General features: G+C 66.5%; 24 protein-coding genes and 2 tRNA genes. 11 read left to right on the plus strand and 15 right to left on the minus strand.

Features of this window, described 5'->3' with window-relative positions; all coding sequences use genetic code 11:
* The 9 genes from dxs to C2U58_RS03600 form a co-directional block, all read right to left on the minus strand.
* A complete protein-coding gene (gene dxs / locus C2U58_RS03565) occupies positions 1 to 1,893 on the minus strand; it encodes a 1-deoxy-D-xylulose-5-phosphate synthase (protein ID WP_102944568.1) in 1,893 nt (630 codons plus the stop codon).
* A 115-nt stretch (positions 1,894 to 2,008) separates the two neighbouring features.
* A complete protein-coding gene (locus C2U58_RS03570) occupies positions 2,009 to 2,668 on the minus strand; it encodes an HNH endonuclease (RefSeq protein ID WP_102944569.1) in 660 nt (219 codons plus the stop codon).
* 201 nt (positions 2,669 to 2,869) lie between these two features.
* A complete protein-coding gene (locus C2U58_RS03575; protein ID WP_102944570.1) occupies positions 2,870 to 4,660 on the minus strand; it encodes an acyl-CoA dehydrogenase C-terminal domain-containing protein in 1,791 nt (596 codons plus the stop codon).
* Positions 4,661 to 4,696: 36 nt separating this feature from the next.
* On the minus strand, positions 4,697 to 5,182 hold the full coding sequence (locus tag C2U58_RS03580) for an LEA type 2 family protein (protein ID WP_102944571.1): 486 nt from the start codon (positions 5,180 to 5,182) through the stop codon (positions 4,697 to 4,699).
* A gap of 110 nt (positions 5,183 to 5,292) precedes the next feature.
* Positions 5,293 to 5,832: a lipocalin family protein gene (locus tag C2U58_RS03585; protein WP_102944572.1), complete on the minus strand. Its 540-nt coding sequence runs from the start codon at positions 5,830 to 5,832 to the stop codon at positions 5,293 to 5,295.
* Between the two features lie 255 nt (positions 5,833 to 6,087).
* Entirely contained in the window at positions 6,088 to 6,555 is a 468-nt protein-coding gene (locus C2U58_RS03590) for a hypothetical protein (RefSeq protein ID WP_146033400.1), read from the minus strand.
* 809 nt (positions 6,556 to 7,364) lie between these two features.
* A tRNA-Phe gene (locus tag C2U58_RS03595) sits at positions 7,365 to 7,440 on the minus strand.
* Positions 7,406 to 7,603 (minus strand): hypothetical protein, encoded by a 198-nt coding sequence (locus tag C2U58_RS19795; protein WP_146033401.1) that lies wholly within the window; start codon positions 7,601 to 7,603, stop codon positions 7,406 to 7,408. Before C2U58_RS19795 ends, C2U58_RS03595 begins: the two co-directional genes overlap by 35 nt.
* A complete protein-coding gene (locus C2U58_RS03600) occupies positions 7,600 to 8,775 on the minus strand; it encodes a YbfB/YjiJ family MFS transporter (RefSeq protein WP_102944574.1) in 1,176 nt (391 codons plus the stop codon). Before C2U58_RS03600 ends, C2U58_RS19795 begins: the two co-directional genes overlap by 4 nt.
* A gap of 73 nt (positions 8,776 to 8,848) precedes the next feature.
* On the opposite strand from C2U58_RS03600, the gene C2U58_RS03605 reads away from it, so the two are divergent.
* The gene (locus C2U58_RS03605) at positions 8,849 to 9,670 is read left to right on the plus strand and encodes a helix-turn-helix transcriptional regulator (RefSeq protein WP_102944575.1); all 822 of its coding nucleotides are present in this window, start codon (positions 8,849 to 8,851) and stop codon (positions 9,668 to 9,670) included.
* A 4-nt stretch (positions 9,671 to 9,674) separates the two neighbouring features.
* Here C2U58_RS03605 and C2U58_RS03610 read toward each other — a convergent pair whose 3' ends face one another.
* The 4 genes from C2U58_RS03610 to C2U58_RS03625 all read right to left on the minus strand — a co-directional run bounded on the left by C2U58_RS03610 (position 9,675) and on the right by C2U58_RS03625 (position 12,358).
* Positions 9,675 to 10,676: a cupin domain-containing protein gene (locus C2U58_RS03610; protein ID WP_216362380.1), complete on the minus strand. Its 1,002-nt coding sequence runs from the start codon at positions 10,674 to 10,676 to the stop codon at positions 9,675 to 9,677.
* Positions 10,677 to 10,783: 107 nt separating this feature from the next.
* Positions 10,784 to 11,302 (minus strand): thioredoxin domain-containing protein, encoded by a 519-nt coding sequence (locus C2U58_RS03615; protein WP_102944577.1) that lies wholly within the window; start codon positions 11,300 to 11,302, stop codon positions 10,784 to 10,786.
* Positions 11,299 to 11,808 carry a redoxin domain-containing protein gene (locus C2U58_RS03620; protein WP_102944578.1) on the minus strand — a complete coding sequence of 170 codons (510 nt, stop codon included), beginning with the start codon at positions 11,806 to 11,808 and terminating at the stop codon, positions 11,299 to 11,301. Before C2U58_RS03620 ends, C2U58_RS03615 begins: the two co-directional genes overlap by 4 nt.
* A gap of 31 nt (positions 11,809 to 11,839) precedes the next feature.
* Positions 11,840 to 12,358 carry a DNA starvation/stationary phase protection protein gene (locus tag C2U58_RS03625; protein WP_102944579.1) on the minus strand — a complete coding sequence of 173 codons (519 nt, stop codon included), beginning with the start codon at positions 12,356 to 12,358 and terminating at the stop codon, positions 11,840 to 11,842.
* Positions 12,359 to 12,579: 221 nt separating this feature from the next.
* Here C2U58_RS03625 and C2U58_RS03630 point away from each other — a divergent pair, with 221 nt between their 5' ends.
* From C2U58_RS03630 to C2U58_RS03660, 8 genes are all read left to right on the plus strand, one after another.
* Positions 12,580 to 14,055: an ATP-binding protein gene (locus C2U58_RS03630; protein WP_102944580.1), complete on the plus strand. Its 1,476-nt coding sequence runs from the start codon at positions 12,580 to 12,582 to the stop codon at positions 14,053 to 14,055.
* A complete protein-coding gene (locus C2U58_RS03635) occupies positions 14,052 to 14,708 on the plus strand; it encodes a response regulator (protein ID WP_102944581.1) in 657 nt (218 codons plus the stop codon). Before C2U58_RS03630 ends, C2U58_RS03635 begins: the two co-directional genes overlap by 4 nt.
* 62 nt (positions 14,709 to 14,770) lie before the next feature.
* Entirely contained in the window at positions 14,771 to 15,148 is a 378-nt protein-coding gene (locus C2U58_RS03640) for a response regulator (protein ID WP_102944582.1), read from the plus strand.
* 86 nt (positions 15,149 to 15,234) lie between these two features.
* Positions 15,235 to 16,065 (plus strand): alpha/beta hydrolase, encoded by an 831-nt coding sequence (locus C2U58_RS03645; protein WP_102944583.1) that lies wholly within the window; start codon positions 15,235 to 15,237, stop codon positions 16,063 to 16,065.
* A gap of 71 nt (positions 16,066 to 16,136) precedes the next feature.
* Positions 16,137 to 16,298, plus strand: a complete 162-nt coding sequence (locus tag C2U58_RS20010; RefSeq protein ID WP_171966739.1) for a hypothetical protein — start codon at positions 16,137 to 16,139, stop codon at positions 16,296 to 16,298.
* A 132-nt stretch (positions 16,299 to 16,430) separates the two neighbouring features.
* Positions 16,431 to 16,757 (plus strand): transcriptional regulator, encoded by a 327-nt coding sequence (locus C2U58_RS03650; protein WP_102944584.1) that lies wholly within the window; start codon positions 16,431 to 16,433, stop codon positions 16,755 to 16,757.
* Positions 16,744 to 17,055 (plus strand): helix-turn-helix domain-containing protein, encoded by a 312-nt coding sequence (locus C2U58_RS03655; RefSeq protein ID WP_102944585.1) that lies wholly within the window; start codon positions 16,744 to 16,746, stop codon positions 17,053 to 17,055. Before C2U58_RS03650 ends, C2U58_RS03655 begins: the two co-directional genes overlap by 14 nt.
* Before the next feature lie 149 nt (positions 17,056 to 17,204).
* Complete coding sequence (locus tag C2U58_RS03660) at positions 17,205 to 18,293, plus strand: alpha/beta fold hydrolase (RefSeq protein WP_253256637.1); 1,089 nt, start codon at positions 17,205 to 17,207, stop codon at positions 18,291 to 18,293.
* A gap of 249 nt (positions 18,294 to 18,542) precedes the next feature.
* Here the strand turns inward: C2U58_RS03660 and C2U58_RS03665 are convergent.
* Positions 18,543 to 18,618, minus strand: a tRNA-Ala gene (locus C2U58_RS03665).
* A 322-nt stretch (positions 18,619 to 18,940) separates the two neighbouring features.
* On the opposite strand from C2U58_RS03665, the gene C2U58_RS03670 reads away from it, so the two are divergent.
* Entirely contained in the window at positions 18,941 to 21,493 is a 2,553-nt protein-coding gene (locus C2U58_RS03670; protein WP_172448064.1) for a Cache 3/Cache 2 fusion domain-containing protein, read from the plus strand.
* A gap of 127 nt (positions 21,494 to 21,620) precedes the next feature.
* Positions 21,621 to 23,927: a TonB-dependent receptor gene (locus C2U58_RS03675; protein ID WP_102944587.1), complete on the plus strand. Its 2,307-nt coding sequence runs from the start codon at positions 21,621 to 21,623 to the stop codon at positions 23,925 to 23,927.
* Between the two features lie 45 nt (positions 23,928 to 23,972).
* Here the strand turns inward: C2U58_RS03675 and rnd are convergent, their stop codons facing one another.
* Positions 23,973 to 25,055: a ribonuclease D gene (rnd, locus tag C2U58_RS03680; RefSeq protein ID WP_102944588.1), complete on the minus strand. Its 1,083-nt coding sequence runs from the start codon at positions 25,053 to 25,055 to the stop codon at positions 23,973 to 23,975.
* Positions 25,056 to 25,081: the final 26 nt, after the last annotated feature.

The following is a 25,081-nucleotide window of genomic DNA, read 5'->3' on the forward strand; positions in this document are numbered from 1 at the left end:
TTACGCCGCTTGGGTAGCCACCTTCGGCCACCGCTTCAACACCGCCGCCCGGATGCCGGCCGCGTCGATCCCGGCTTCGGCCAGCAGGTCTTCGCGGCTGGCGTGGTGCTGGAAGCTGTCGGGCAGGCCCAGGTGCAGGAACGGGCGCAGCACGTCTTCGGCGTTGAGCAGTTCAGCCACGCCGGAACCAGCGCCGCCGGCCACCACGTTGTCTTCGATGGTCACGAAGCCCTGGTGAGTCTTGGCCAGCTCAAGCAGCAGCGTGCGGTCCAGCGGCTTGATGAAGCGCATGTTGACCACGGTCAGGCCCAGCTCGCGGCCCACGGCCTCGGCCGCGGGTACGGTGCTGCCGAAGGCCAGCAACGCAATGCGGCTGCCCTGCACGCGCAGGTCGGCCTTGCCGATCTCCAGCGTGGACAGGTCGGTGCCGGCGTCCACGCCGGTCCCGCTGCCGCGCGGGTAACGCACCGCTGCCGGACCCGCGTACTGCAGGCCGGTGCTGAGCATCTGGCGGCACTCGGCCTCGTCGGACGGGGCCATCACCACCATGTGCGGCACGCAGCGCAGGAAGCTCAGGTCCAGGTTGCCGGCGTGGGTGGCGCCGTCCGGGCCGACCACGCCGGCGCGGTCGATCGCGAACAGCACGTCGAGCTTCTGCACCGCCACGTCATGCACCAGCTGGTCGTAGGCGCGCTGCAGGAAGGTGGAGTAGATCGCCACCACCGGCTTGGCGCCCTGGGTGGCCATGCCGGCGGCCAGGGTCACCGCGTGCTGCTCGGCGATGGCCACGTCGAAGTAGCGCTCCGGGTATTCCTTGCTGAAACGCACCAGGCCCGAGCCTTCGCGCATGGCCGGGGTGATGCCCAGCAGGCGCGGTTCGGCGGCGGCGGCATCGCACAACCAGTCGCTGAACACGTCGGTGTAGGTGGGCTTCTTGGCGCCGCCCTTGGAAACAAGGCCCTTGTCAGGGTCGAACGGGCCCACCGCGTGGTAGCCGATCTGGTCGCCTTCGGCGCGCTCGTAGCCCTTGCCCTTGGTGGTCATCACGTGCAGCAGCTTCAGGCCCTTCAGGCCCTTGAGCGTCTTCAGCGTGGCCACCAGCGCGGGCACGTCGTGGCCGTCGATCGGGCCGGTGTAGTGGAAGCCCATTTCCTCGAAGAAGGTGGAGGGCACGAACATGCCTTTCCAGTGTTCTTCCCAGCGCTTGACGAAGCGCGCCGACGGCGACTTCTTCTTGTCGCCCAGGATCTTCTTGCCGCCCTCGCGCAGCGCGTTGAGGGTGCGGCTGCCGGTGGCGCGGCCCAGGATCTTGGTGAGCCCGCCGACGGCCTCGGAGATCGACATGTTGTTGTCGTTGAGGATCACCAGCAGGTTCGGCTCGTTGTCCATGCCGCCGGCGTGGTTGAGTGCTTCATAGGCCATGCCGGCGGTCATCGCGCCGTCGCCGATCACCGCCACCACGCGGCGGTCGTCGCCCTCGCGCTGGCGGGCGATGGCCATGCCGAGCGCGGCCGAGATCGAGGTGGAGGAATGGCCGACCCCGAAGGTGTCGTACTCGCTTTCCTCACGCTTGGGGAACGGCGCCACGCCGTCCTTCTGCTTGACGGTGTGGATCTGGTCGCGGCGGCCAGTCAGGATCTTGTGCGGGTAGGTCTGGTGGCCCACGTCCCAGATCAGCTGGTCGACCGGGGTCTGGTACAGGTAGTGCAGGGCCACGGTGAGCTCGATCACGCCCAGCCCGGCGCCGAAATGGCCGCCACTCTTGCCGACCGACTCGATCAGGTAGGCACGCAGTTCATCTGCGATGGCGGGCAGTTCGGATTCATCGAACCTGCGCAGGTCATCCGGGTTCTGGATGCGCGACAGGCGGGGATAGCGTGCGGAATCGATCATGTTTTTCGCGCTTCTTCTCAAGCGCCTATTTTCGCCCCCAAAGCGGGGTGGGGCAAGCAAACCGCTGTGTCGGTGAGCAGACAGTGAGGGTGCCCTGCGACAAGTGGTCGCAGGGTCAGGCGGCGAGCTTGGAGCGCTTGGGCAGCTGCGCCTTCAGGAATGCCATCTGGTCGGCCAGGATGTTGCGGTTGGACAGGATCATGTGTTCGATCCAGCTGGGCCGGTACGGCACCGCCAGCAGGGGCATGCCGGCCTGCTGCGGGGTGCGGTCGCTCTTGCGCGAGTTGCAGTGGAAGCAGGCGCTGACCACGTTTTCCCAGACGTCCAGGCCGCCCTTGGACAGCGGCATGACGTGGTCGCGGGTCAGCTGCGGGCGGTGGAACTGCTGGCCGCAGTACATGCACAGGTGCGCGTCGCGCGCGAACAGGGCCTGGTTGGACAGGTTCGGGGTAGGGTCGATGGCGCGCGAGCGGGCATGGCCGCGCGCGGCGATGATCGGGTGCAGGTCGATCCCGCTCTGCAGGCCGGTCAGGCGGTTGATGCCACCGTGGATATGCAGGCAGGGGTCGCCCAGGGTCCAGGAGACCGCGTCGCGCGAGTAGAGGCAGGCGGCGTCCTGCCAGGTGATCCAGTCGAGGACGCGGCCATGGGCGTCCAGGGACAGCAATCGGACGCTGCCGGGCCGATGCAGCGTGGCGATCGGCGATACCTCGGCGACCGGGGCTGGCGAGGCTCCGGTATCGATCAGACCTAAGCGTGTAGTGTCTGTCTCCATCGGGAAAACAGCTTATACCGGATTGGTTACGGTTTGGGTATAGGCGCGTCGCGCCTGTACCCAAACCGTATCCAATCCAGTCTGGGGCATACCTTCCATACCCCGCGCCTGTCGGCGCCCCTCGCCCCGGTAGCGCCGCCCGTTGGGCGGCCCAGGCAGGCCCGTCACCACTCGCGGCAACGGACCTGTGTGCGCAACGGATTACTCCCCGAAACGCACGTCCTCCATCGCCATCAGCGACTCCGCACCGGCCTGGATGGCCGCCGCATGGCTCAACGTGCGTGGAAGCATGCGGGCGAAATAGAACCGTGCGGTTTCGCGCTTGGCCTGCTTGAACGCTTCACTCTGCGCCGAAGCGTCGGCGGCGGCGACGCTGCGGGCCCACCAGTAGGCCAGGACCACGTAGCCGGAATAGAACAGGTAATCGAAGCTGGCTGCGCCCAGTTCGTCCGGATTAGCGGCCGCGCGCTGCAGGGTGGCCAGGGTCAGCTTGCCCCACTCGTCGGCCTTGGCGCGCAGCGGGGCGATGAACTCGGCCAGCGCGGCGTTGCCTTCGTTGGCCTTGGCGAAGGCTTCGATCTCGGCCAGCATCAGCTTCAGGCCGGCGCCCTGGCTGGCGGCGGTCTTGCGGCCCATCAGGTCCAGCGCCTGGATGCCGGTGGTGCCTTCGTACAGGGTGGTGATGCGCGCATCGCGGGCCAGCTGCTCCATGCCGTGCTCACGGATGTAGCCGTGGCCACCGAAGCACTGCAGGGCGTTGTAGGTGTTTTCGATGCCCCATTCGGTCTGGCAGGCCTTGGAGATCGGGGTGAGGAAGCTCACCAGGGTCTCGGCGCGCTCGCGCTCGGCGGGGTCTTCGGCGTGGTGGGCCACGTCGATCAGGGTAGCCGCGTGCAGGGCCAGCAGGCGGCTGCCTTCGACCAGCGACTTGATCGACAGCAGCATGCGGCGCACGTCCGGGTGGACCAGGATCGGGTCGGCCGGCTTGTCCGGGTTCTTCGGGCCGCTCAGAGAACGCGACTGCAGGCGCTCACGCGAGTACTTCAACGCGTTCTGGTAGGCGCGCTCGCTCAGGCCGATGCCCTGCAGGCCCACGCCCAGGCGCGCGGTGTTCATCATCGTAAACATCGCCTGCAGGCCCTTGTGCGGTTGCCCGACCAGATAGCCTTCGGCGCCGTCGAAGTTCATCACGCAGGTGACCGACCCCTTGATGCCCATCTTGTGTTCGATGGAACCGCAGCGCAGCGCATTGCGCTCGCCGACGTTGCCTTCGCGGTCGACCTTGAACTTCGGGGTGACGAACAGCGAAATGCCCTTGGCACCGGCCGGGGCGTCGGGCAGCTTGGCCAGCACCAGGTGCACGATGTTGTCGGTGAGGTCGTGCTCGCCGGCGGTGATGAAGATCTTGGTGCCGGTGATGGCGTAGCTGCCGTCGGCGTTGGGTTCGGCCTTGGTCTTGAGCAGGCCCAGGTCGGTGCCGCAATGCGGTTCGGTCAGGCACATGGTGCCGGTCCAGCGGCCTTCGATCAGCGGCTTGAGGAAGGCGTCCTGCTGCCAGGCTTCGCCATGCTGCTTGAGCGCTTCAATGGCGCCGTGCGAGAGCAGCGGGAAGTTGCCCCAGGCCAGGTTGGCGGCGTTGATCATTTCGTTGAGCGGAACGCCCAGCGTGTGCGGCAGGCCCTGGCCGCCCAGTTCCGGCGCGGCGGTCAGGCCGGTCCAGCCACCGTCGACGAACTGCGTGTAAGCCTGCTTGAAGCCGGGCGGGGTGGTCACTTCGCCGCTGGCCTGGTCGAGCACGCAGCCGATCTCGTCACCCACGCTGTTGAGCGGCGCCAGCACGCTGCCGCTGAAACGGCCGGCCTCTTCCAGCACCGCGTCGACCACGTCGGGGGTGGCGTCGGCAAAGCCCAGGCGGGCGAACAGCGACTCCACCTTCAGCACGTCGTGCAGGGCGAAGCGGATATCGGAAAGCGGGGCGGTGTAGCTGCTCATCGTCAGGTCTCGATCAGATGCAAATAGATGGGGAAATCAGCGCAGCACGCCGGGCAGGCCGGGGGCCTGGTTGAGGGTGCTGCGGTTGTCGATATCGAAGCTGCGCTGCTTCTTTTCCTGCGGGGTGGCGGCAACGGTGCCCTTGAGCGAATAGGCCAGGGTACGGTTGCCGGCCAGCGCGTCGGCGACCACGATGCGCGCGGCCGAGTTCGGCTGCAGTTCAACGTTGATGACGTCGGCCGAAACGCCGCCGATGGAGATCGCCGGGCGCGCGCTCACCTTGCCGGCGTCCTGGTCGCCGACCTGCATCTGCAGGTCCACGCTGTCGAAGGTCATCGGCATGGAGCTGAAGTTCTGCAGGCGCAGGGCCAAGGTCCAGTTGCCATTGGCGCCCACGGTCAGCTGCTGCACGCTGGCCGCCGGCGGGGAGACGCGCTTGACGTTGGTGCTGCAGGCGGCCAGGCCAACGGCGATGCCGGCCAGCAGGGCCACGGTAAGGGCGGGGCGGAGGCGATGGAACATGGGTGGGAGTCCTCTTGCAGGTGTGAGCATACTACGGCGTATGGTAGTTGTGCAGGTGTGCCCGAGGGCGGGCATGACATGAATGGACGGGCATGACATACCGGGGGGGGTTACTCCACGGGCGCCATCACCTTCAGCGGCCCCAGGTCATACCCCATGCCTTCGGCCTTGGCCTTCAAACTGGCAAACAGGGTGGCGTCCATCGTCGGCGAGCGCGAAAGGATCCAGAGGTACTTGCGGTCCGGATCGCCTACGACCGCCCACTGGTAGTCCGGATCCAGCGCAATCACCCAGTAGTCCGCCCAGACTAACGGCACCCAGGCCAGCCAGTCGGGGACGAAGCGCACCTGCAGCTGGCCGGGTTCGCCCTCCACCGGGCGCGCCACGCCTTCAGCGGCGATGCGTTCACCGTCGCCGGTGCGGCAGGCGTTGTGCACGCTGATCCGGCCATCGCCACGCAGCGCGTAGGTCGCGGTGATGTCGCCTACGCACTTCTTCTGGAACGACACCGGCAGGTGCGCGATCTCATGCCATTGCCCGGCATACCGGCCCATGTCCAGCGCCGGCACCGAACGCACCGGTTCCGCTGCATGGGCGGTGAGGCAGGCCAGCAGCAGGCCGGCGGCAAGCAGGGCAGGGCGAAGGCGCATGAACGGGTCTCCCGACAGGAGGCCCGAGCTTAGGGGGCGGCGTGAAAGCGGATGTAAAGGTTTCGTCAGGCGTGGGCCCATGGCATTGCGCGATCTCGGAACTGCCGGAGTGACGTGTCCAGATATACGGACATTACGTAACAATTCGTAGGTCCGGCCGCTGGCCGGACACCGCGCGCAGCGCGGCCCGAATGTCCGAAGCCTCGTACGTATCCCTTGCGGTCGGCGTCCGGGTGTGCAGCCAGAACGAAGCTGTCAGGGCGCGAAACGCACCTGCCGCGGGTCGTTGATCTTGACCTGGGTCTGGAAGTAGTACTTCCCGGTGGGCCTCCCGTCGGTGGTGAAGTCGATCCGCGCGCGGTGTGCCGTACCCGTCACCAGCAGCCGCCGGTTGACCAAGCGCTCCAAGGGCATGCCCAGCTGCTTCTGCAGTGCTTCGCGCTGTGCAGCGTCCAGCGACACGTTCAACGCGAGCTGGTGGCGGTAGTCGCGTTCGCTGTTGAGGTACAGGCGGTGCTCGGTGACGTCGGTGTTCTTGACGGTAAACACGAAGGTGCCGCTGATGCCGCGCTGCGGATCTTCGTTGGCTGCGAACACGGCCTCGGCTGGGGTGATCCAACCCGGCACCATCGTCGCAACCGGCGGCTTCGGTGCGGTCATCGCCGTCTGGTGCGCGCAACCGGCGGTGAGGAGAAGCAACGGCAGAAGTGCAACAGCTCGCATGAGACATCCTTGTTCAATGACGGGGGCCGTAGTGTGCCTGCCACGGGTTGCACTGCCAATACCGTGACGCTCGCAGCGTCCCTCATTGACTGAGTCAATCGAATCGCCGTGTTCGAGTATTTCTCCATATGATTGCAAATGGAGTGAAAAAGGAACATTTCTGCAGGCCCAACTGCTTCTGCAATGCTTCGCGCTACACGGCGTCCAAAGACACGTTGTAGGGGCGCACCGCTCGCGCCTACTCAGAGCCAGCTAAGGGTATTCCTACGTTCAACGCAGCAGCCTTCGATTACTCTGGGCTATCCAATGCCTCGAGGTAGTCGGCCCACGCCGTCTTGAGCCAAACCATGAGAAAACTCTGCGTCGCGGTCTATGTGCTGCTGGGTGCTCTTTTCTGGCTATGGTTCTCCTTGGCAATCGGCGGATACCTTCTCTACATGTTGGTGGGCCCTGAATTCGTCTGGTAGGCTTGGGGCGCCTTCGGCCTTCTGTCAGCTTGCATCGCGGGATACATGGCAAATCGCCTCTGGGCGCGCGCGTCCCGCCGGCAGCGCTCATGGATGTTGGGCGTGGGAGCAGTCGCCTTCGCGGTACTAGGTGTGGTTCTTCCTGCATGGAACCTTGCCTTGATGTTGAAGGGGTGAGGCACGGGCCAGATACAGGAGCCGGGTGTAACCGCGACCGAAGACATCTGTCAGATTTCATGACGATCGAACGAAGAGCGGCCTGGCAGAGCCTGGCGCTACGCCGTCCAAAGTTCAGCGGGCAAAAAAAAAAGACCCGCATTTCTGCAGGTCTTTTCGAAATCATGGTGGCCGAGGACGGAATCGAACCGCCGACACGGGGATTTTCAATCCCCTGCTCTACCAACTGAGCTACTCGGCCACTTCATCGCTGCGTTGCCGCTGGCGAGGACGCGAATAATACGGAGGTCTGCAGGGTTCGGCAAGCTTTTCATGGAAAAAATTTCACATTCGTTGCTGCGGGCCTGCAATGCGCGCTTAAGTGCTTGATCGCTGGTACGCAGCGCGCATGAATCGACGTTCATGCGCGTTGGTCGTGCATCGCTGCCAGCAACGCGATGCCGATGGCCATGAAGATCGCCGCCAGCACCAGCGACGCCTGGTAGCTGCCGCTGCTGCGGGCCAGGGTGCCGGCCAGTGCCGGTGCCAGGATCTGGGCGACGCCGTAGCTGAGGGTGAGGTTGGCCATCGCCTTGGCTGGGTTGTGCGGGTAGTGCCTGCCGACCACGGTGAGGGTGAGGCTGACGATGCCGGCGAAGGTCAGGCCGAACAGCAGGGCGCTGCCGATGCCAGCAGCGAGGCCATCGTCCAGTAGCGGCAGCACGAACGAGGCGGCCTGCAGGGCGAAGGCCAGCATCAGGGCGCGGATCAGGCCGAGCCGGGCGGCGATGCGGTCCCAGGCGAAGGTGGAGGGCACGGCGGCCAGCCCGACCAGTACCCATACGGCGCTGCCGTGGCCGCGGAAGGCCTGGGTCTGTTCGAGGATGGCGACGATGAAGGTGGCGCTGACCACAAAACCGACTCCGGCGCAGAAGTAGGCGGCGATCAGCAGGCGGCGCCAGCGCTGGCTGGGCGGGGGCGGGGCCTGGGCGGCGCCGTGGGCGGAGGTGGGGGTGGGGCGGGGCATCCAGGCCCAGGCGGGCAGCAGGAACAGCAGCCCGAGCAGGCCCAGCCAGATCCACTGCGCGCTCGAGCTGGCGTGCCCGGCCAGCAGCCCGGTGGCCACGCCGGAGACCACGATGCCCAGCCCCAGCCCGGCAAAGTGCAGGCCCAGGCGCGGACGGTGCTGGTGGGCCAGCAGCCAGTTGAGTACCAGCCCGGACGCCAGCAGCAGCCCGGCGGTGCTGGAAAGGCCCGCCACGAAGCGCAGCAGGCTCCACAGCCAAGGCTGGGTGGTGACGCCCATCAGTGCGGTGGCGCCGACTGCCAGCAGCAGGCCGATCCGGTAGAAGCGGAATTTCTGCTGCATGTCGCCGACCCGGGCCGCCAGCAGGGTGCCGCACAGGTAGCCCAGGTAATTGAAGGTCGCCAGCCATCCCCCTTGCGCGGCGCTTAGTCCGGCGTCCACGCGCATCAGCGGGAGCAGCGGGGTGTAGGCGAAGCGGGCCAGGCCGACGGTAAGCACCAGCGCGCAGATGCCGGCGGCGATGACCTGCCAGGGTTTGAGGGAAGCGGGGTGTGGGGTGGGGGCGGGCATTTGCGCGACCGGCGGAAGGTGGGGTCATCCTCAGCCAGGTCGGTGCGGCTGTCTTTCGATAGAATGTCGCATCATGTCGATCAGCCGCCACGCCCCGACTTCCGCGTCCGACGGCCTCTGGAAAGAGGTGCCGGTGCCGCCGCTGCGCACGCTGCCGTGGCCGGTGGTGGCGCGCAGCCAGCACCTGGCGGCGGGCGAGCGCTTCCCGCCGCATGCGCACGACTGGAACCAGGTGGTGTTCGCCACCGAGGGCGTGCTGCAGGTCACAGCGCGCAACGCGCGTCACGTGATCACCCCGCAGCAGGCGTTGTGGGTGCCGACCGGGATGGTGCACCACACCGGCGCGGTGAGTGCGGCGGCGTTCCGCAACCTGTATGTGGCCGACGATCCGGCACTCGGCATGCCCGACCACTGTGCGGTGCTGGATGTAACGCCGTTGCTGCGTGAGTTGATCGTGGAGCTGGGGCAGGTGCGCGCGGAAGACGATGCGGGCTACTACGCGCATCTGTGCGCACTGGTCACCACCCAGCTGCGCCGCCAGCGCCAGCACGTGCGGCACCTGCCATGGCCACAGGAAGCGCGGCTGCAGCGCTGGTGCCAGGCACTGCACGACCAGCCGGCCGATGCGCGCGGCGTGGAGGAATGGGCCAGCGTGTTGGGCGCATCGCCGCGCACGCTGGCGCGGCACTTCGAGCGCGAAACCGGCATGAGCCTGCGGACCTGGCGCACGCGGCTGCGCCTGTTGCGCGCGATCGAGTGGCTGGCGCAGGGGCGTTCGCCGACGACGATTGCCCATGAGTTGGGCTACGCCTCAGCCTCGGCGTTCAATTACATGTTCCGCGTGGAGATGGGGATGAGCCCATTGCAGTGGCGGCGCTCGCGTCAGCCTGCATGAAGGCTCACACCGGATCCAACGCATTCCGACGCGCCACGATCAACGGGTCGTGCGTGGTGCGTGGGAAGGTTGGCAGCGCGGCCGCGTCCACGCCGAAGGTGGCGGCCAGCACGCCGGGTGCGAACGCGGTGGCGGCCAGTCGGTAGCCGACGTCGCCCGGGGTGGGCTGGTCGAAGAACACCAGGAAATGCACGTCGTCGCCGAGTACTTCGATCTGGTGCGGGTAGGCGCGCGGAATGAAGTACACGTCGCCGGGCTGCAGCAGGTAGGTGTCCACCGAACCGTCCGGGTCGAGGATGCTCATCCGCGCCTGGCCGCGATGCACGTAGCCAAGCTCGGCCGTCTCCGGGTGCCAGTGCGGCTCGCGCATGCCGTCATCGGCGATGTGCAGCGAGTACATCGAGAGGTTACGCAGCGCGGGCCAGAACTGCGTGCGCGACACCCGCGCCTGGCCGTACGGAAAGTCGACCGGCGGCGACTGCGCTTCGATGGCGAAGCGATGCGGGTCGGCGCGGTCGGCCCCGTCCGGCACCAAGGGCGGCCCGCTGCGCTTCACCAGGTACGGCGAGCCGGTGTCGCGGGGCAGGGTGCTGAACGCAACCGCATCCACGTCATACGTGTTGCCCAGCACCGCGTCGGACATCGCACCGAACGCCGCGTGCAGCGAAAAGTCCTGCGGCCGCTCATGGCTGAACACGATCACCAACTCGGCGCTGTCGTCCCCAACGTTTTCGATGGCGTGCAGCGCGCCGCTGTCGATATGGAACATTTCACCCGCGCGCACGCGCAGGGTGCTGACCGCATCGGCGTTGCCCACGATGGTGACCAGCACGCTTCCGGCCAGCACGTAGCCGAGCTCGTTGGCATTGGCATGCCAGTGCGGTTCGCGGATGCTGCCGGGCGCCAGCAGCATGCGCTTGATCGACATCCTTTCCAGCAGCGGAACGTCGTCGGCGTTGAGCCGGCGGATCGAACCCAGGGCGTCGTCATGAACGGTGGGGGCCATCCATAACGACCGGACGTGGCGGGAGGCGGACATTGCAGGATCCTATGTAGGTGCCGGCGCGCCGGGGGTGGGGGAGGGGGCGTGCCCCGGCGCGCCGGCGTAACAGGTCAGGCCAGTGCGGTCATGAATTCGATCAGGCTGTCCACGTCGACGGAGCCGTCGTAGCGCTCGCCGTTGATGAACAGGCACGGTGTCCCGTTCACGCCGCTGCGCACGCCGCCCATGAAGTCGCTCTCGATCCGATGATCGAACGCACCGTTGTCGGCGGCGTCCAGCAGCGCCTTGTTCAAGCCCAACTCGCTGGCATAGGCCTTCAGATCGTCAGGGGCCAGCGCGTCCTGGCGCGCGTAGAGCAGGTCGTGCGCTTCCCAGAACTTCCCGCCCTCGGCAGCGGCTTCGGCAAAGCGTGCGGCGGCCAGCGCATGCGGGTGGCTTTCGGTAATGGGGAAGTTGCGGAACACGAAGCGCATCCGCGTGCCCATGGCCCGCTGCACCGCCTTGAGCACGGGGTACGCCGCGCCGCAGTACGGGCACTGGTAGTCGCCGTATTCGACCAGGGTGATCGGCGCGTCGCGCGGGCCCTGGCTGTGGTCGTTCGCGCTGACCGCTATGGACAGTCCTTTCATGATGCTGCTCCTGCAGGAAGTACGGCGGTGGAGGGAAGCTGCGCCAACGCTTCAAGGATGCCGTCGGCGCCCGGATTGATGCCCAGGGGCGAGATGTAGCGCCAGCGCACGATGCCTTCGGCGTCGATCACGAACAGTGCCCGTTCGCACACGCCGTCCTGTTCGCGGTAGGCGCCGTAGCGTCGGGCGATCTCGCCCTTGGGTTCGAAGTCGGCCAGCAGCGGGAAGTGCAGGTGGCGCTCCCCGGCAAAGGCGGCATGGCACCAGACCCCGTCCACCGAGATGCCGACCAGCTGCGCGCCGCTGCGCTGGAACTCGGGCAGCAGCTGGTTGTAAAGCGCCAGTTGGTCGCCGCAGACCGGGCTCCAGTCGGCGGGATAGAACGCCAGGATCACCGGGCGGCCGCGCAGTTCGTCCAGGCTCAGGCGCTGGTCGGGCGTGGCGGGCAGCTGGAACGGCGGCGCGGGGGCGCCCACCGGCGCGGCGCTGCGTGATGCGTTGTTCATGGCGAACTCCTGCGGGGGAAGGAAGCGCGGCTCAGCGGGTGGGGCGGGTGCTTTCGAACAGGAACCAGCTGCGGCCTTCGGCCTCGTCGATCCAGTTTTCGATTAGGCTGGCGGTGGCCACGTCGTTGTGCGTGTCGCAGACCTCGTGCGTGGCGCGCAGGAACTGGACCAGGCGGCGGTTGTCGTCGGCCAGCTCGGCCAGCATGTCCTGCGGGGTTACATAGTCGGCATCGTTGTCGAGCAGGCGCTGGATGCGGTGGATATGGCCGATCGAGCGCAGGGTGGTGCCGCCTACCTTGCGGGCGCGCTCGGCGATGGCGTCGGTGGTGGCGTAGATCTGGTCGCCCTGTTCATCCAGCATCAGGTGGTAGTCGCGGAAGTGCGGGCCGGACATGTGCCAGTGGAAGTTCTTGGTCTTCAGGTACAGCGCGAACACGTCGGCCAGCAGCACGGTGAGCGCGCCGGCGATGTCCTTGCCGGCCTGCTGGCTGAGGTCGGACGGGGTGCGCAGCGGGGCGGTCTGGCGTGCCTGCGGGGAAAGCTCGTTCATGGCGGGTCTCGGTAGCTGGGGTGGTGGGCCCGGTCCGCTGGCAGCGCGGGTGGGGCCGACGGATCCAGACTAGGCAGGGGCGCGCGGCGCCGGTATTGCGCCATCGTTTTCCCGGTTCATACGTTGGTTTGGGCCGGGCGGCGGCGCATCCCTCTTTTGAGGGATCAACCGGGCGCAAGGGCGGGGGATACTGCGCCCATCCCACCGAAGGTGACTGCGCGATGCCCGCCGGCCAGACCGTGCCCAGCACCCGCCCCGACCGCGAACGCGTGGTCGGGGCTTCGCCGCGTCGGCGCACGCTGTTCCGCGTAGCGGCAGCCCTGTTGACCCTCGGCATCTTCCTGATCGATGTACTGAGCACGCTGGAGGGCGCGGTGGCGGTGCTGTACGTGGTGGCCGTGCTGCTGGTGGCGCGCACCGGGCGGCGTGCGGACATTGTCATTGCGGCCATGGCGGGCATTGTCCTTACCGTAGTGGCCTACGTGGATTCGCACGGGGTGAACCATGTCGGCGCGCAGACCTTCCGCGCACTGGTCAGCCTGGCCGCCATCGGCATCACGGCGGTGCTGGCGCTGCAGCACCAGCACGCCATGCAGCGACTGCGTGGCCAGGCAATGCTGCTGGACCTGTCGCACGACATGATCTTCGTGCGCGACCGGGGCGGCGTGATCACGTTCTGGAACCGCACCGCCGCGCAGCTCTATGGCTGGAGCGCAGACGAGGCCATCGGCCAGGTCGCGGACGTGTTGCTCTCCACCCGGTACCCGGAAGCGCGCGAAGCGGTGGAGGCCGCGCTGCTTGAACATGGCAGCTGGGAAGGCACGCTGGAGCAGCGCACCCGCGAGGGGCAGTGGCGCGTGCTGGACAGCCGCTGGGTGATCCAGCGCGATGGCCAGGGGCGGGCAGCGGGCGTGATGGAAACCCATACCGATGTCACCGAACGCCGCAAGGCCGAGGATGCAGCGCTGCGCGCGCAGGCCGAGCTGGCCCATGCCACGCGCGTGGCCACCTTGGGCGAACTGGCGGCCACGCTGGCGCACGAGGTCAATCAACCGTTGATGGCGGTGGTGACCAACGGCGAGGCCGGCCTGCGCTGGTTGCATCGTGATACGCCTGACCTGCACGAAGTGGATGCGGCGATCAACCGCACCGTGGGCGAGGCGCGCCGCGCCAGCGAAATCGTCAAACGGGTGCGCGCGTTCCTGGCCAAGCGCAGTACGCCCCGCGAAACGCTGGACACTGCGACCCTGATCGACGACGCGGTGCGTCTGGTCCAGCACGAACTCAACCGCGAAGCGGTGCAGCTGCGCGTGGCCGTGGCCGGCAACCTGCCGCCGTTGCACGGCGATGCGGTGCAGCTGCAGCAGGTGCTGGTGAACCTGCTGATCAACGCCAGCCAGGCCATGGCCGGGCAGGATGATGCGCGCCAGTTGCAGGTGGATGCGCGCGCGGGTGCGCCGGGCGAGGTGGTCATCCACATCACCGACAGTGGTCCCGGTATTCCCGAGGACCACCTGGACACCCTCTTCAAACCTTTCTTCACCACCAAGCCGCAGGGCATGGGCATGGGGCTGGCGATCTGCCGGTCCACCGCCGAGGCGCATGGCGGGCAGCTGTCGGTGGACAATGTCCCCGGCCGCGGCGCCCGTTTCCGGCTGGTGCTGGCCACCCCGATCCCTGAAGGCGTGCCGTCATGAATCCAACCACTCCCCATCGCGGTTCCACGATCCCGGCCGTGCCCCTGGTCGTGGTGGTCGACGATGACGCTGCCGTGCGCGACGCACTCGACAGCCTGCTGCGCTCGGTAGGCCTGCAGACCCGGGTGCTGGGATCGCCGGCCGAGCTGCTGCAGGCCGAGTTGCCGGACGTGCCTGGCTGCATCGTGCTGGACGTGCGCCTGCCCGGCATCAGCGGGCTGGACCTGCAGGGCCAACTGGCCGCGCAGGGCATCCACCTGCCGATCGTGTTCATGACCGGGCACGGCGACATACCGATGACCGTGCGCGCGATGAAGGCCGGTGCGGTCGACTTCCTGTCCAAGCCGTTCCGCGACCAGGACATGCTGGACGCGGTCAGCGCGGCGATCGAGCGCGACACCCGTCGCCGCCAGGCCGGCGCCGCGCGCGATTCGCTGGAAGCGCGCTACGCAACGCTGACCCCGCGCGAACGCGAGGTGATGGCGCATGTCGTGGCGGGATTGATGAACAAGCAGGTGGCCGGCGAGCTCAACCTGAGCGAGATCACGGTGAAGATCCATCGCGGCAACGTCATGCGCAAGATGGGCGTGCGCGCGCTGGCCGACCTGGTGCGGCAGGCCGAAGCGCTGGGCGTGGGGCATTCGTCGGCCTGAAGGCGCAGGACCAAACCTGTGTATGGTTCCCGAGCGCCGGCGGATCAGGCATAAATGGGGGCATGAAGCCGATCCATCGCATTGCCATCGTTGACGACGATGACGGCGTGCGCCAGTCCCTCTCGAGCCTGGTACGCGCGCTGGGCCACGAAGTGCGCACCTATCCCTCCGCCACCGCCTTCCTCGCCGACGACGGCGACGCGCCGGACTGCCTGCTCACCGACATCCAGATGCCGCAGATGGACGGCGACCAGCTGCAGGCCGCGCTGCTGGACCGGGGTGTCACCTACCCGATGATCTTCATGACCGGCTTCCCGAACGAAGCACTGCGCGCCCGCGTCATGGCACGCGGCGCACGGGCGTTCCTGGTCAAACCGGTGGATGGCGACGCCATGGCGCGGTGCCTGGGCGAGGCGCTGGGCATCCATACCTCGGTATGACCCAGCGACCCAAGCGTACGATGTCGCGCTGGATCGCCTCCACCTAGTCTGTTCCTGCAGTCCCACCCACTCCAGGAGCAGCACCGATGAGCATCCTCACCACCGCCGACGGCGTCGAGATTTTTTACAAGGACTGGGGCCCGAAGGGCGCCCAGCCCATCGTGTTCCACCACGGCTGGCCGCTGTCCAGCGACGACTGGGACGCCCAGCTGCTGTTCTTCCTCGCCAAGGGCTACCGCGTGGTTGCCCACGACCGCCGCGGCCACGGTCGTTCGGCGCAGGTCAGCGAAGGCAACGACATGGACCACTATGTGGCCGATGCGGCCGCCGTTGCCGACCATCTGGACCTGAAGAATGCGGTGCATGTCGGCCACTCCACCGGTGGTGGCGAAGTGGCGCGCTACGTGGCCAAGGCGGCGCCAGGCCGAGTCGCCAAGGCGGTGCTCATCAGCGCCGTGCCGCCGATCATGCTGCAGACCCCGGCCAACCCGGGCGGGCTGCCGTTGTCGGTGTTCGACGGCTTCCGCGCCCAGCTGGCGCAGAACCGCGCGCAGTTCTACCTGGACCTGGCCAGCGGCCCGTTCTACGGTTTCAACCGCACCGGTGCCGCTGTGTTCGAAGGCACCATCCGCAACTGGTGGCGCCAGGGCATGATGGGCAGCGCGCAGGCGCACTACGAAGGCATCAAGGCGTTCTCGGAAACCGACTTCACCGAGGACCTGAAGGCGATCACGGTGCCGACGCTGGTGCTGCATGGCGATGACGACCAGATCGTACCCATCGCCGATGCCAGCCTGCTGACCATCAAGCTGCTGAAGCAGGGCACCCTGAAGGTCTTCCCGGGCTATCCGCACGGCATGTGCACCACCCACGCCGACGCGATCAATGCGGAACTGCTGGCGTTCGTCGAAGGTTGACCCCTGCGTCACGCGCCACTAGCTAGGTTGTGGCCATGCCCAGACAGGGCTGGCCACAACGAGCGCGCACCATGAATACCGAAAAACAGCCTGGCAAGCAGCAGGGCGTCAAGGAAGCCCAGCAGGACCGCAAGCAGGACGAGGTCGCCAAGACCCGCCAAGGTCAGACCGACGAGCAGATCCGCGAGTCCGAAAGCCGCCGTCCGCCAACCAAGGACAACCCGGAGGCTTGAGTTCGTGGGTAGGGCCGCTTTCAACCCAACCCACGAAACGGTTCCAGGTTCGGGCACCCGTGATCAGCGAACGGCAGCGGACTTTTCCTCTCTGAGGTTGCGCAGACTACGGCATTGCCGTATAGTCCACGCATGTCTTTTCTTACCGTCATAGAGTCCCCGCTCTTTACGAAGTATTGGCCGGACTACTGGACAGCAGACCAGCACGCTGAGTTCGTAGCGTTCATCGCTGGCCATCCAGAAGCCGGAGGCGTCATCAAGGGTTCTGGCGGTTGCAGGAAGGTGCGCTGGGCGGGGGATGGCAGAGGGAAGCGGGGAGGTGTACGGGTTATCTACACCTTGCGATTGGCGAGTGGTGCCGTAGTTGCGTTGACGATCTATGGCAAAGGCACCGAAGAGAACATTCCTGCGCATGTCTTGCGCGCACTGGCAGAGGAGCTTGGTCATGCCGAAGAGTGAGAAAGAACTGGAAGCGCGCGACGCCAAGCGCGATATCGGTGCCGAGTTGCTGGCGTCGGTGCGAGCCGTCAAGGCAGGCAAGCTGGGCAAGGTCAACATGGTCCCGGTATCCATCGCTGCTGAAGCACGTCAGCGCTTGGGCCTTTCCCAGGCACAGTTCGCGGGCATGTTGGGCGTGTCGGTACGAACGTTCCAGGACTGGGAGCAGGGTCGTCGCGAGCCATCAGGCGCTGCCAGGACCTTGTTGAAGATTGCCGCTATCCGTCCAGACGCGGTTCACGAGGCAATGGCTTCCTGACCGACGCGCAGATCCGCGAGTCCGAGCGCGTATGGCGGCCAACCAGGGACAACCCGGACGCATGACACAATCGGCGTACCGCCGCTGCCGTCACGGGTTGTACGTCGATGAAACACGGGATTCCTGGCCTGCTCTGCAGCGCCATGCTGATGCTGCTCCTTCCTCTCGCGGCGGCTGCCGAAAGCCAGGCGCCGTCACCCACCGGCCGCGCTGAAGCCACCCGCATCGTCGCCGACATCCGCAAGGTCGTGGCTGACAACGGCATCGAACGGATGGAAAAGGTGCGCATCGGCGGTATCGACCAATGGGTGTCCATCCGCGGCAACGATCGCCGCAATCCTGTGCTGCTGATGCTGCACGGCGGCCCAGGATGGGTGGCGATGCCTACCAGCTGGTACTTCCAGCGCGGCTGGGAGGAGTATTTCACCGTGGTGCAGTGGGACCAGCGCGGCGCAGGCAAGACCTATGCGTCTAATGATCCTGCGCACATCGCCCCGACCATGACCCGCGAGCGGATGGTCGCGGACAGCGAAGAGATGGTGGCTTGGCTGCGTAAGGAATTCGGCAAGGACAAGATTTTCGTTCTTGGCCAATCCTGGGGGAGCTACCTGGGGTTGGAGCTGGCCCAGCGTCGCCCCGAGTGGTTGCATGCCTACATTGGCATGGGCCAGATCACCAACGCGCCGGAGAGCGAACGTCGCGGCTGGGCGTGGACCCTGCAGCAGGCCAAGGCCGCCGGCAATACGGAAGCCGTGGCCGAGCTTGAATCGTTGGCGCCCTATGCCGAAGGCAACGCGCCGCTGCCATTGGAAACACTGTTCAAACAGCGCAAGTGGCTGAACTACTACGGCGGCATGGTCCACAACCGCACCGGCGGCAGTGCCGAAGCGGCGGCGATCCGGCTTTCGCCCGAGTACTCCGACCAGGACGTAACCGCGATGTGGAAGGGCAACGACTTTTCCATGCAGCATCTGCTTTCGGGGGTACTCACCCTGGACATGAGTCAGGTGCGCGAGCTGAAGACCCCGTTGTTCCTGTTCCTGGGCAGGCATGACTACAACGTCTCGTCCGAACTGGCCGCCGAGTGGTTCAAGACCGTGCGCGCCCCCAGCAAGCAGCTGGTGTGGTTCGAGCAGTCCGCGCACGAAGTGATGATCGAGGAGCCAGGAAAGACGCTTCTGACGCTGGTGCAGCAGGTGCGCCCCATAGCCGAGCGGGCAGGGGACGGACAGCGGTAAGCGAAGCGGTAGGGTCGGTTCCCAAACGACCGCACGGAACGGTTCCAGGTCCGGTGACGCATGACCTGCGAACGGCAACGGCCTTTCCGTCAGGGTTCATGCCCTGATCGAACGCTGCATCCCTGCGTGCGGTCGATTGGGATGAGACCCTACCGGGGCTATGTTCCTTCCATTGGACCACGAACAAAAAAGCCACCCGACGGGTGGCTTTTTCGTTTCGCTGCCATCCATTGGATGACAACCAGAATATGGTGGAGCCAAGGAGGATCGAACTCCTGACCTCGTCATTGCGAACGACGCGCTCTCCCAGCTGAGCTATGGCCCCATGTGTGCTGCTACGCGGCGTGGGTGCCGCGAGGGACCAAGTGTAGCGCTGCGTACCCCGCGCTGCCAAGAGTCTGACTACGGACATCGAGGCCGTCGCCGTCTGCGGCAGACCCACTCGCAACTTGAGAGATTTCGACCATTTCTGAACGGATCACCGGCTTCGTGAAGATGCGACCGGAGGACATCCCTTGTGGATCAATCACTTGGGTGAAACGAAAGGTGTATCGATTCTGTCTTTTTATACGTAAAGAGGACCACTTCGGTGCCGATAAGAAGTGTGACGTATCTCTCAATCCAATCCTCCCCTCCGAGCCCCAACGATGACGACCCGTGCCGCCACCGTTTTCTCCACTTCCATTGGCGCGCGCCTCGCGCTGCTGATGGGCCTTATCACCACCTTGGCGTTTGTAGCGCTGGCGGTGCTGATCTACCGCCAGGCTGCCAGCAGCTACCAGCAGCGCGTTGAAGCGGGCATGCAGAATTCCACCGAGCTGATGCGCGACTCGGTGGAGCTGTACGACCGCAGCCTGAGCGACAGCACCGAGCGCATGGCGGGCATGTTCCGCGCCATGCTGCCGGACGGTGAGGTCAGCGTGGACCCGGGCAAGAAGGTCATCGTGGGCGAGCGGGAAACGCCGACCCTGCAGTTCGGCAAGGAGGTGCTGAACCTGCAGGAAGCGGCCGTGGATCGTTTCGCCGAGGCCACCGGCGGTGGCGTGGCGACCGTTTTCGTTCGCGACGGCGATGATTTCGTGCGCGTATCGACTTCGGTCCGCAATGCCGAAGGCGCGCGCGCCATGGGCACCGTGCTCGACCACGCCAGCCCGGCCTACCCGAAGATGTTGGCCGGCGAAGGCTTCACCTGTCCGGTGCGGCTGTTCGGCGTGGACTACATGACCCATTACATGCCGATCAAGGACGCGGCCGGTGAAGTGGCCGGCATCGCCTTCGTCGGGCAGAACCATACCGAAGGCCTGGCAGCGCTGAAAACGCGCCTGCGAGAGTCAAAGCTCGGCAAGGAAGGGCAGTTCCTGGCGGTCAACACGCGCGCTGGCGACCAGTTCGGCACCGTGGTGGCCGCCACGGCCGGCGAAGGCGAACTCCTTTCCGCGATGGTGGAGCCGGCCGACCAGCCCGTGCTGGAGGCGCTGCTGACCGGCAAGGCGAGCCAGGCCACGCTGCACCTGCGCACCGCCAAGGACGCACCGGCCACCTCGTATTTCGTCAGCGCACAGAGCTACGGCCCGTGGCAGTGGACCGTGCTGGGCCTGGAGCCGACCTCGGTACTGCAGGCCGTACTGCACAAGCTCATGCTGCAGATCGTGGTGGTGTCCGGCCTCGGCCTGCTGGCGGTGATCGTGGCGCTGATCGTGGTGGTCCGCCGTGTCATCAGTGCGCCGCTGTCGCAGGCCGGCCAAGTGGCGCGTGACGTGGCCGCCGGCCGCCTGGACCAGCGCATCGTGGTGCGCAGCCAGGATGAAGTGGGCCGCCTGATGGGCGCGCTGCAGCAGATGCAGGACAAGCTGCGCGAGATCATCCACGCGCAGAATGAGATGAGCCAGCGCCACGCCGAGGGTGCGATCAGCCACCGCATCGACGCCAGCCGCTTTGAAGGTGAGTTCGGCACCATGGTCACCGGCACCAACGAACTGGTCGCTGCGCATATCGACGTCAAGATGCGCATGGTCGACCTGGTTCGCCGCTACGCCGATGGCGATCTGTCGCAGCCGATGGATGATCTGCCGGGTGAAAAGGCCCGGATCACCGAAGCGGTCAATGGCGTGCGTGACCGCCTGCAGGCGATCAACGGTGAGATCAAACACCTGGTGGCAGCGGCGGCCGCCGGCGACTTCAGCGTGCGCGGCAATGCCGAGGCCTACCAGTACGACTTCCGGGTGATGGTCGATGGCCTCAACACCCTGATGGTCACCGCTGACCGCAATCTCAGCGCGCTGTCCGGGCTGCTGCGTGCGCTCGCCCAGGGCGACCTGCGCGGCCGCATCGACGGGCAGTTCCAGGGCGTGTTCGCCACCATGCGCGACGACGCCAATGCCACCGTGGCGCAGCTGACCGCCATTGTCGGCGGGATCCAGCAGGCGGCGGTCTCTGTAGCGACGGCATCGGCGGAAATTGCCGCCGGCAACGACGATCTCTCGCGCCGTACCGAACAGCAGGCGGCCAGCCTGGAAGAATCGGCGGCGTCGCTGGAAGAATTGACCGCAGCAGTGAAGCAGAACGCGGACCACGCGCGCCGTGCCGACCGCCTGGCGGCCGAAGCGGCGCAGGTGGCCGAGCAGGGCGGTACCGCCGTGGCCCAGGTGGTGGAAACCATGAGCGGCATCGAGGCATCCTCGCGGCGCATTGCCGACATCACCACGGTGATCGACGGCATTGCGTTCCAGACCAACATCCTGGCGTTGAACGCGGCGGTTGAAGCTGCACGTGCGGGTGAGGAAGGCCGTGGATTTGCGGTGGTGGCCTCGGAAGTGCGTGCGCTGGCGCAGCGTTCGGCCAGCGCGGCCAAGGAAATCAAGACCTTGATCGAGGCGTCGTCGGCCCAGGTGGCTGACGGCAGCGAGCTGGCCAACCAGGCCGGGCAGACCCTGCAGCGCGTGGTGGCGTCGGTGGGCGAGCTGGGTGGGCTGATCGAAGAGATCGCCAGCGCCAGCCAGGAACAGGCGGCAGGGATCGAGCAGGTCAACCAGGGCATCGTGCAGATGGACGGTGTGACCCAGCAGAACGCTGCCCTCGTCGAGGAGGCTTCGGCCGCTGCGCGTGCGTTGAACGCGCAGTCGTCCGAGCTGCAGCAATCGGTCGGGCAGTTCCGCCTGGCCGACGCGCAGCCCGCGCGCGGGGAGCGCGTCGCGGCCTGACCGGGTGCGGTGGCGTCTGCGATGGGGAATCGCAGACGCCACCGCCGGGTCTAAGTGACACTTGAAATCCGCTTGAAACATCGGCGCAATACCTTTCCGCATCTCCAACGGATTGCCCGAGACTCCCATGTCGTTCCACCGTACTGCTTCTGCTTCGATCACGCGGCTGCCACGCCCGCATGCGCTGGCGCTGGCCTGCACCGCGCTGCTGGGTCTCAGCGGCACCGCGTTTGCCCAGGACGCATCACCGACCTCCCTGGATGCCATCACCGTTACTGCCGACCATCGCGAGCGTAATCTGCAGGACGTGCCGGTTTCCGTTGGCGTGGTGCAGGGCGAACGCCTGCGCGAGTTCACCGCCGGTGGCGACGACACCCTGCTGGCCCTGAGTGGCCGGGTGCCGAGCTTCTACGCCGAAACCACCACCGGACGCATCTTCCCGCGCTTCTACATCCGTGGCCTGGGCAACATCGACTTCTACCTGGGTGCCTCGCAGCCAGTCTCGATCATCCAGGACGACGTGGTGCTGGAACACGTGGTGCTCAAGTCCAACCCGGTCTTCGACGTGGACCAGGTGGAAGTGCTGCGTGGCCCGCAGGGCACGCTGTTTGGTCGCAACACCACCGCCGGCATCGTCAAGTTCGACAGCATCAAGCCCAGCCAGGACTACGCCGGTCGCGTGCAGGCCAGCTATGGCAGCCATGGCAGCGTGGCGGTGGACGGCGGCTTCGGTGGTCCGATCAACGACATCGCCTCGTTCCGCGTCTCGGCGCTGTACCAGCATCGCGATGACTACGTGGACAACACCTACAGCGGCCCCAGCGCGGACGGCACGGTGGCGCCGAAGAAGAACGCGATGGGCGGCTTCGACGACCGCAACGTGCGCGCGCAGCTGCTGCTGCAGCCCAATGAGAACTTCTCGCTGCTGGCCTCGGCGCATGCGCGCGACTACGAAGGCACCTCGACCCTGTTCCTGCGCAGCGCGATCAGCAAGGGCTCCAACCGGGTGGACGTGCCGCGCGACCAGGTGGCCTACGACGAAGCCGACAACAACCCGCAGGCGTACAAGACCTACGGCGGCTCGCTGAAGGCGATCTACGACTTCGGCAATGTCTCGCTGACCTCGATCACCGCCTACGAAACCACCTCCGGCTACAGCCGTGGCGACACCGACGGCGGCGCGGCGGTCAACTTCCCGGTCAACGGCGTGCCGAACGGCTACGGCCAGTCGATGGGCCAGGTCCGCGACCTGGACCAGTGGACCCAGGAAGTGCGCCTGGCCAACGCCGACGACAACCGCCTGAAGTGGCAGGTCGGCGCGTACTACTTCGACGGCCGCGACACCACCGACTTCTATCAGCGCGCCTGGTTCCTGCAGGGTGCCGCGCGCAACCCGAACAACTGGGTGCGCCTGCGCAACACCAACACCTCGTTCGCTGGCTTCGGCCAGCTCAGCTACGACGTGACCGACAGGTTCACCTTGACCGCCGGCCTGCGCCAGACCCGCGACGAGAAGCGCACGCGCCTGCTCAAGACCGCCGACACCGCCGCCGGCGTGGTCACCTACCGTGGCCGCACCGACGTGGAAATGTCCGACACCACCCCGAGCTGGGACCTGAGCGCGATGTATGCGTTCAACCCGCAGGTGAGCGTGTACGCCAAGGTCGCGCGCGGCTTCCGTGGCCCGACCATCCAGGGCCGTTCGGCGGTGTTCAACGCCGACTTCACCACGGCCGATTCGGAAACCATCCTGTCGTGGGAAGCGGGCGTCAAGAGCAGCCTGTGGGACAACCGCCTGCGACTGAATGCCACGGCGTTCACCTACACGGTCAACGACATCCAGCTCAACGGCAACGACTCCAACGGCAACGGCGTGCTGTTCAACGCCGACAAGGCCAAGGCCTACGGCCTGGAAGCGGACATGGAGCTGCGCCCGATCCCGAACCTGAGCCTGACCGCCGGCGTGAGCCTGCTGCACAGCGAGATCCAGGACGACCGCGTGTATGCGCAGGTGTGCGCGTTGAACGGCGTGGTGGTGTGTACGGTGAACGACCCGACCATCAAGGTGGGCGCCAATACCTTTGCGCAGATCGATGGCAGCCCGCTGCCGAACGCGCCGAAGTACAACCTGAATTTCGCGGCGCGTTACGACATGCCGGTGAACGACAGCGATGCGGTGTTCATTTCCACCGACTGGAACAAGCAGGGGTATACGAGCTTCGTGCTGTACGACACCGCCGAGTTCAATTCGAAGGGGAGCTTCGAGGGCGGTTTGAAGTTGGGCTACTCCGGCAACTACGGTGCGTGGGAGGCGGCGCTGTTTGCACGCAACATCACCAACGAGAAGAACCTGAAGGGCGTGATCGAGAACTACATGGCGGCGGTATACAACGAACCGCGGACCGTGGGGGTTTCGTTGAACCTCAATTGGTAATGCGTTGAATGCAAAAGGCCCCGCGCGAGCGGGGCCTTTTTCGTTTCAGGTGGCCGATGGCAACAACGGCGCCAGCACCGGTTCCAGCACCGCCTGGCGCCAGCCGGCCAGGGCCTGCGGCCACTTTCGGCTTTCCAGGTAGCTTTCCAGGTGCTTGCGCGAGGCCAGCACGCCGTCGGGCAGGCCGAGTTCGGCGGTGCGCGCGCTCACTGCGTCCTGCAACCGCTTCAGGGCCTGCTTGTTGGCGTCGTTGGCAGGCAGCGCCAGCGGCGCCTCGGCTTCGTCGTGCAGCGGAGTGTCCAGTGCCTCCCACACCTGCGTGGCGAGCTTGCGCGGCGCCTTCGGGAATCCTTCCATCACCTTCGCCAGTGCGGCCGCGTCGGCCGGCGGGGTGCGGGCGAGCAGGGCGGCCAGCTCGTTGTCCAGGATCCAGCTGCGCGGCTTGTCGCTGGCACGCGCCTGCACGTCGCGCCAGCGCAGCAGGCGCAGCAGGCGGCGCTGGGCGGCCGCGTCCATGAACTGCGCCGAACGCATCGCCACGTGCGGCCAGCGCTCCTCGTCATGCTCCACGCTGGCCAGCAGGCGCTCGGCGTCGTCCTGCAGCCACTGGCGGCGGCCGAGTTCGACCAGCTTGGCTTCTTCCACGTCGTGGATCGCGAACAGGTACTCCACATCGTCGGCGGCATATTCCAGCTGCGCGTCCGACAGCGGGCGGCGCATCCAGTCCGAGCGGGTCTCGCCCTTGGCCAGGGTCACGCCGGTGATCGCGGTGACCAGCTTCTGGTAGCCCATGCCCCCGCCGATCCCGGCCAGCGAGGCGGCGATCTGCGTATCGAACAGCGGACGGGGCAGCACGCCGCAGGCCACCTTGAAGGTGACCAGGTCTTCGCTGGCGCTGTGCATCACCTTGGTGATCGAGGTGTCGGCCAGCCACTTGGCCAGCGCTTCGTTCATGCCCGGGATGAGCGGGTCGATCAGCAGGATTTCATCGCCGACCGCCATCTGCACCAGGGCCAGCTGCGGCCAGTAGGTGCGTTCGCGGATGAACTCGGTGTCCAGCCCGATCCGGGTGGGGCGCTGGCGGTAGCGCTCGTCCAGTTCCGCCGGGGTTTTGATCCAATAGGCCACGTAGGGGTTCCGTCTACTGCAGGTTT

The organism is Stenotrophomonas sp. VV52 (assembly GCF_002893095.1).
Taxonomy (GTDB): domain Bacteria; phylum Pseudomonadota; class Gammaproteobacteria; order Xanthomonadales; family Xanthomonadaceae; genus Stenotrophomonas; species Stenotrophomonas aracearum.

Excerpts from the sequence above, each read along its gene's own strand:
- dxs (WP_102944568.1), bottom strand. The coding sequence starts at position 1,893 with ATGATCGATTCCGCACGCTATCCCCGCCTGTCGCGCATCCAGAACCCG.
- C2U58_RS03570 (WP_102944569.1), bottom strand. The coding sequence starts at position 2,668 with ATGGAGACAGACACTACACGCTTAGGTCTGATCGATACCGGAGCCTCG.
- C2U58_RS03575 (WP_102944570.1), bottom strand. The coding sequence starts at position 4,660 with ATGAGCAGCTACACCGCCCCGCTTTCCGATATCCGCTTCGCCCTGCAC.
- C2U58_RS03580 (WP_102944571.1), bottom strand. The coding sequence starts at position 5,182 with ATGTTCCATCGCCTCCGCCCCGCCCTTACCGTGGCCCTGCTGGCCGGC.
- C2U58_RS03585 (WP_102944572.1), bottom strand. The coding sequence starts at position 5,832 with ATGCGCCTTCGCCCTGCCCTGCTTGCCGCCGGCCTGCTGCTGGCCTGC.
- C2U58_RS03590 (WP_146033400.1), bottom strand. The coding sequence starts at position 6,555 with ATGCGAGCTGTTGCACTTCTGCCGTTGCTTCTCCTCACCGCCGGTTGC.
- C2U58_RS19795 (WP_146033401.1), bottom strand. The coding sequence starts at position 7,603 with ATGAACGTCGATTCATGCGCGCTGCGTACCAGCGATCAAGCACTTAAG.
- C2U58_RS03600 (WP_102944574.1), bottom strand. The coding sequence starts at position 8,775 with ATGCCCGCCCCCACCCCACACCCCGCTTCCCTCAAACCCTGGCAGGTC.
- C2U58_RS03605 (WP_102944575.1), top strand. The coding sequence starts at position 8,849 with ATGTCGATCAGCCGCCACGCCCCGACTTCCGCGTCCGACGGCCTCTGG.
- C2U58_RS03610 (WP_216362380.1), bottom strand. The coding sequence starts at position 10,676 with ATGGCCCCCACCGTTCATGACGACGCCCTGGGTTCGATCCGCCGGCTC.
- C2U58_RS03615 (WP_102944577.1), bottom strand. The coding sequence starts at position 11,302 with ATGAAAGGACTGTCCATAGCGGTCAGCGCGAACGACCACAGCCAGGGC.
- C2U58_RS03620 (WP_102944578.1), bottom strand. The coding sequence starts at position 11,808 with ATGAACAACGCATCACGCAGCGCCGCGCCGGTGGGCGCCCCCGCGCCG.
- C2U58_RS03625 (WP_102944579.1), bottom strand. The coding sequence starts at position 12,358 with ATGAACGAGCTTTCCCCGCAGGCACGCCAGACCGCCCCGCTGCGCACC.
- C2U58_RS03630 (WP_102944580.1), top strand. The coding sequence starts at position 12,580 with ATGCCCGCCGGCCAGACCGTGCCCAGCACCCGCCCCGACCGCGAACGC.
- C2U58_RS03635 (WP_102944581.1), top strand. The coding sequence starts at position 14,052 with ATGAATCCAACCACTCCCCATCGCGGTTCCACGATCCCGGCCGTGCCC.
- C2U58_RS03640 (WP_102944582.1), top strand. The coding sequence starts at position 14,771 with ATGAAGCCGATCCATCGCATTGCCATCGTTGACGACGATGACGGCGTG.
- C2U58_RS03645 (WP_102944583.1), top strand. The coding sequence starts at position 15,235 with ATGAGCATCCTCACCACCGCCGACGGCGTCGAGATTTTTTACAAGGAC.
- C2U58_RS20010 (WP_171966739.1), top strand. The coding sequence starts at position 16,137 with ATGAATACCGAAAAACAGCCTGGCAAGCAGCAGGGCGTCAAGGAAGCC.
- C2U58_RS03650 (WP_102944584.1), top strand. The coding sequence starts at position 16,431 with ATGTCTTTTCTTACCGTCATAGAGTCCCCGCTCTTTACGAAGTATTGG.
- C2U58_RS03655 (WP_102944585.1), top strand. The coding sequence starts at position 16,744 with ATGCCGAAGAGTGAGAAAGAACTGGAAGCGCGCGACGCCAAGCGCGAT.
- C2U58_RS03660 (WP_253256637.1), top strand. The coding sequence starts at position 17,205 with ATGCTGCTCCTTCCTCTCGCGGCGGCTGCCGAAAGCCAGGCGCCGTCA.
- C2U58_RS03670 (WP_172448064.1), top strand. The coding sequence starts at position 18,941 with ATGACGACCCGTGCCGCCACCGTTTTCTCCACTTCCATTGGCGCGCGC.
- C2U58_RS03675 (WP_102944587.1), top strand. The coding sequence starts at position 21,621 with ATGTCGTTCCACCGTACTGCTTCTGCTTCGATCACGCGGCTGCCACGC.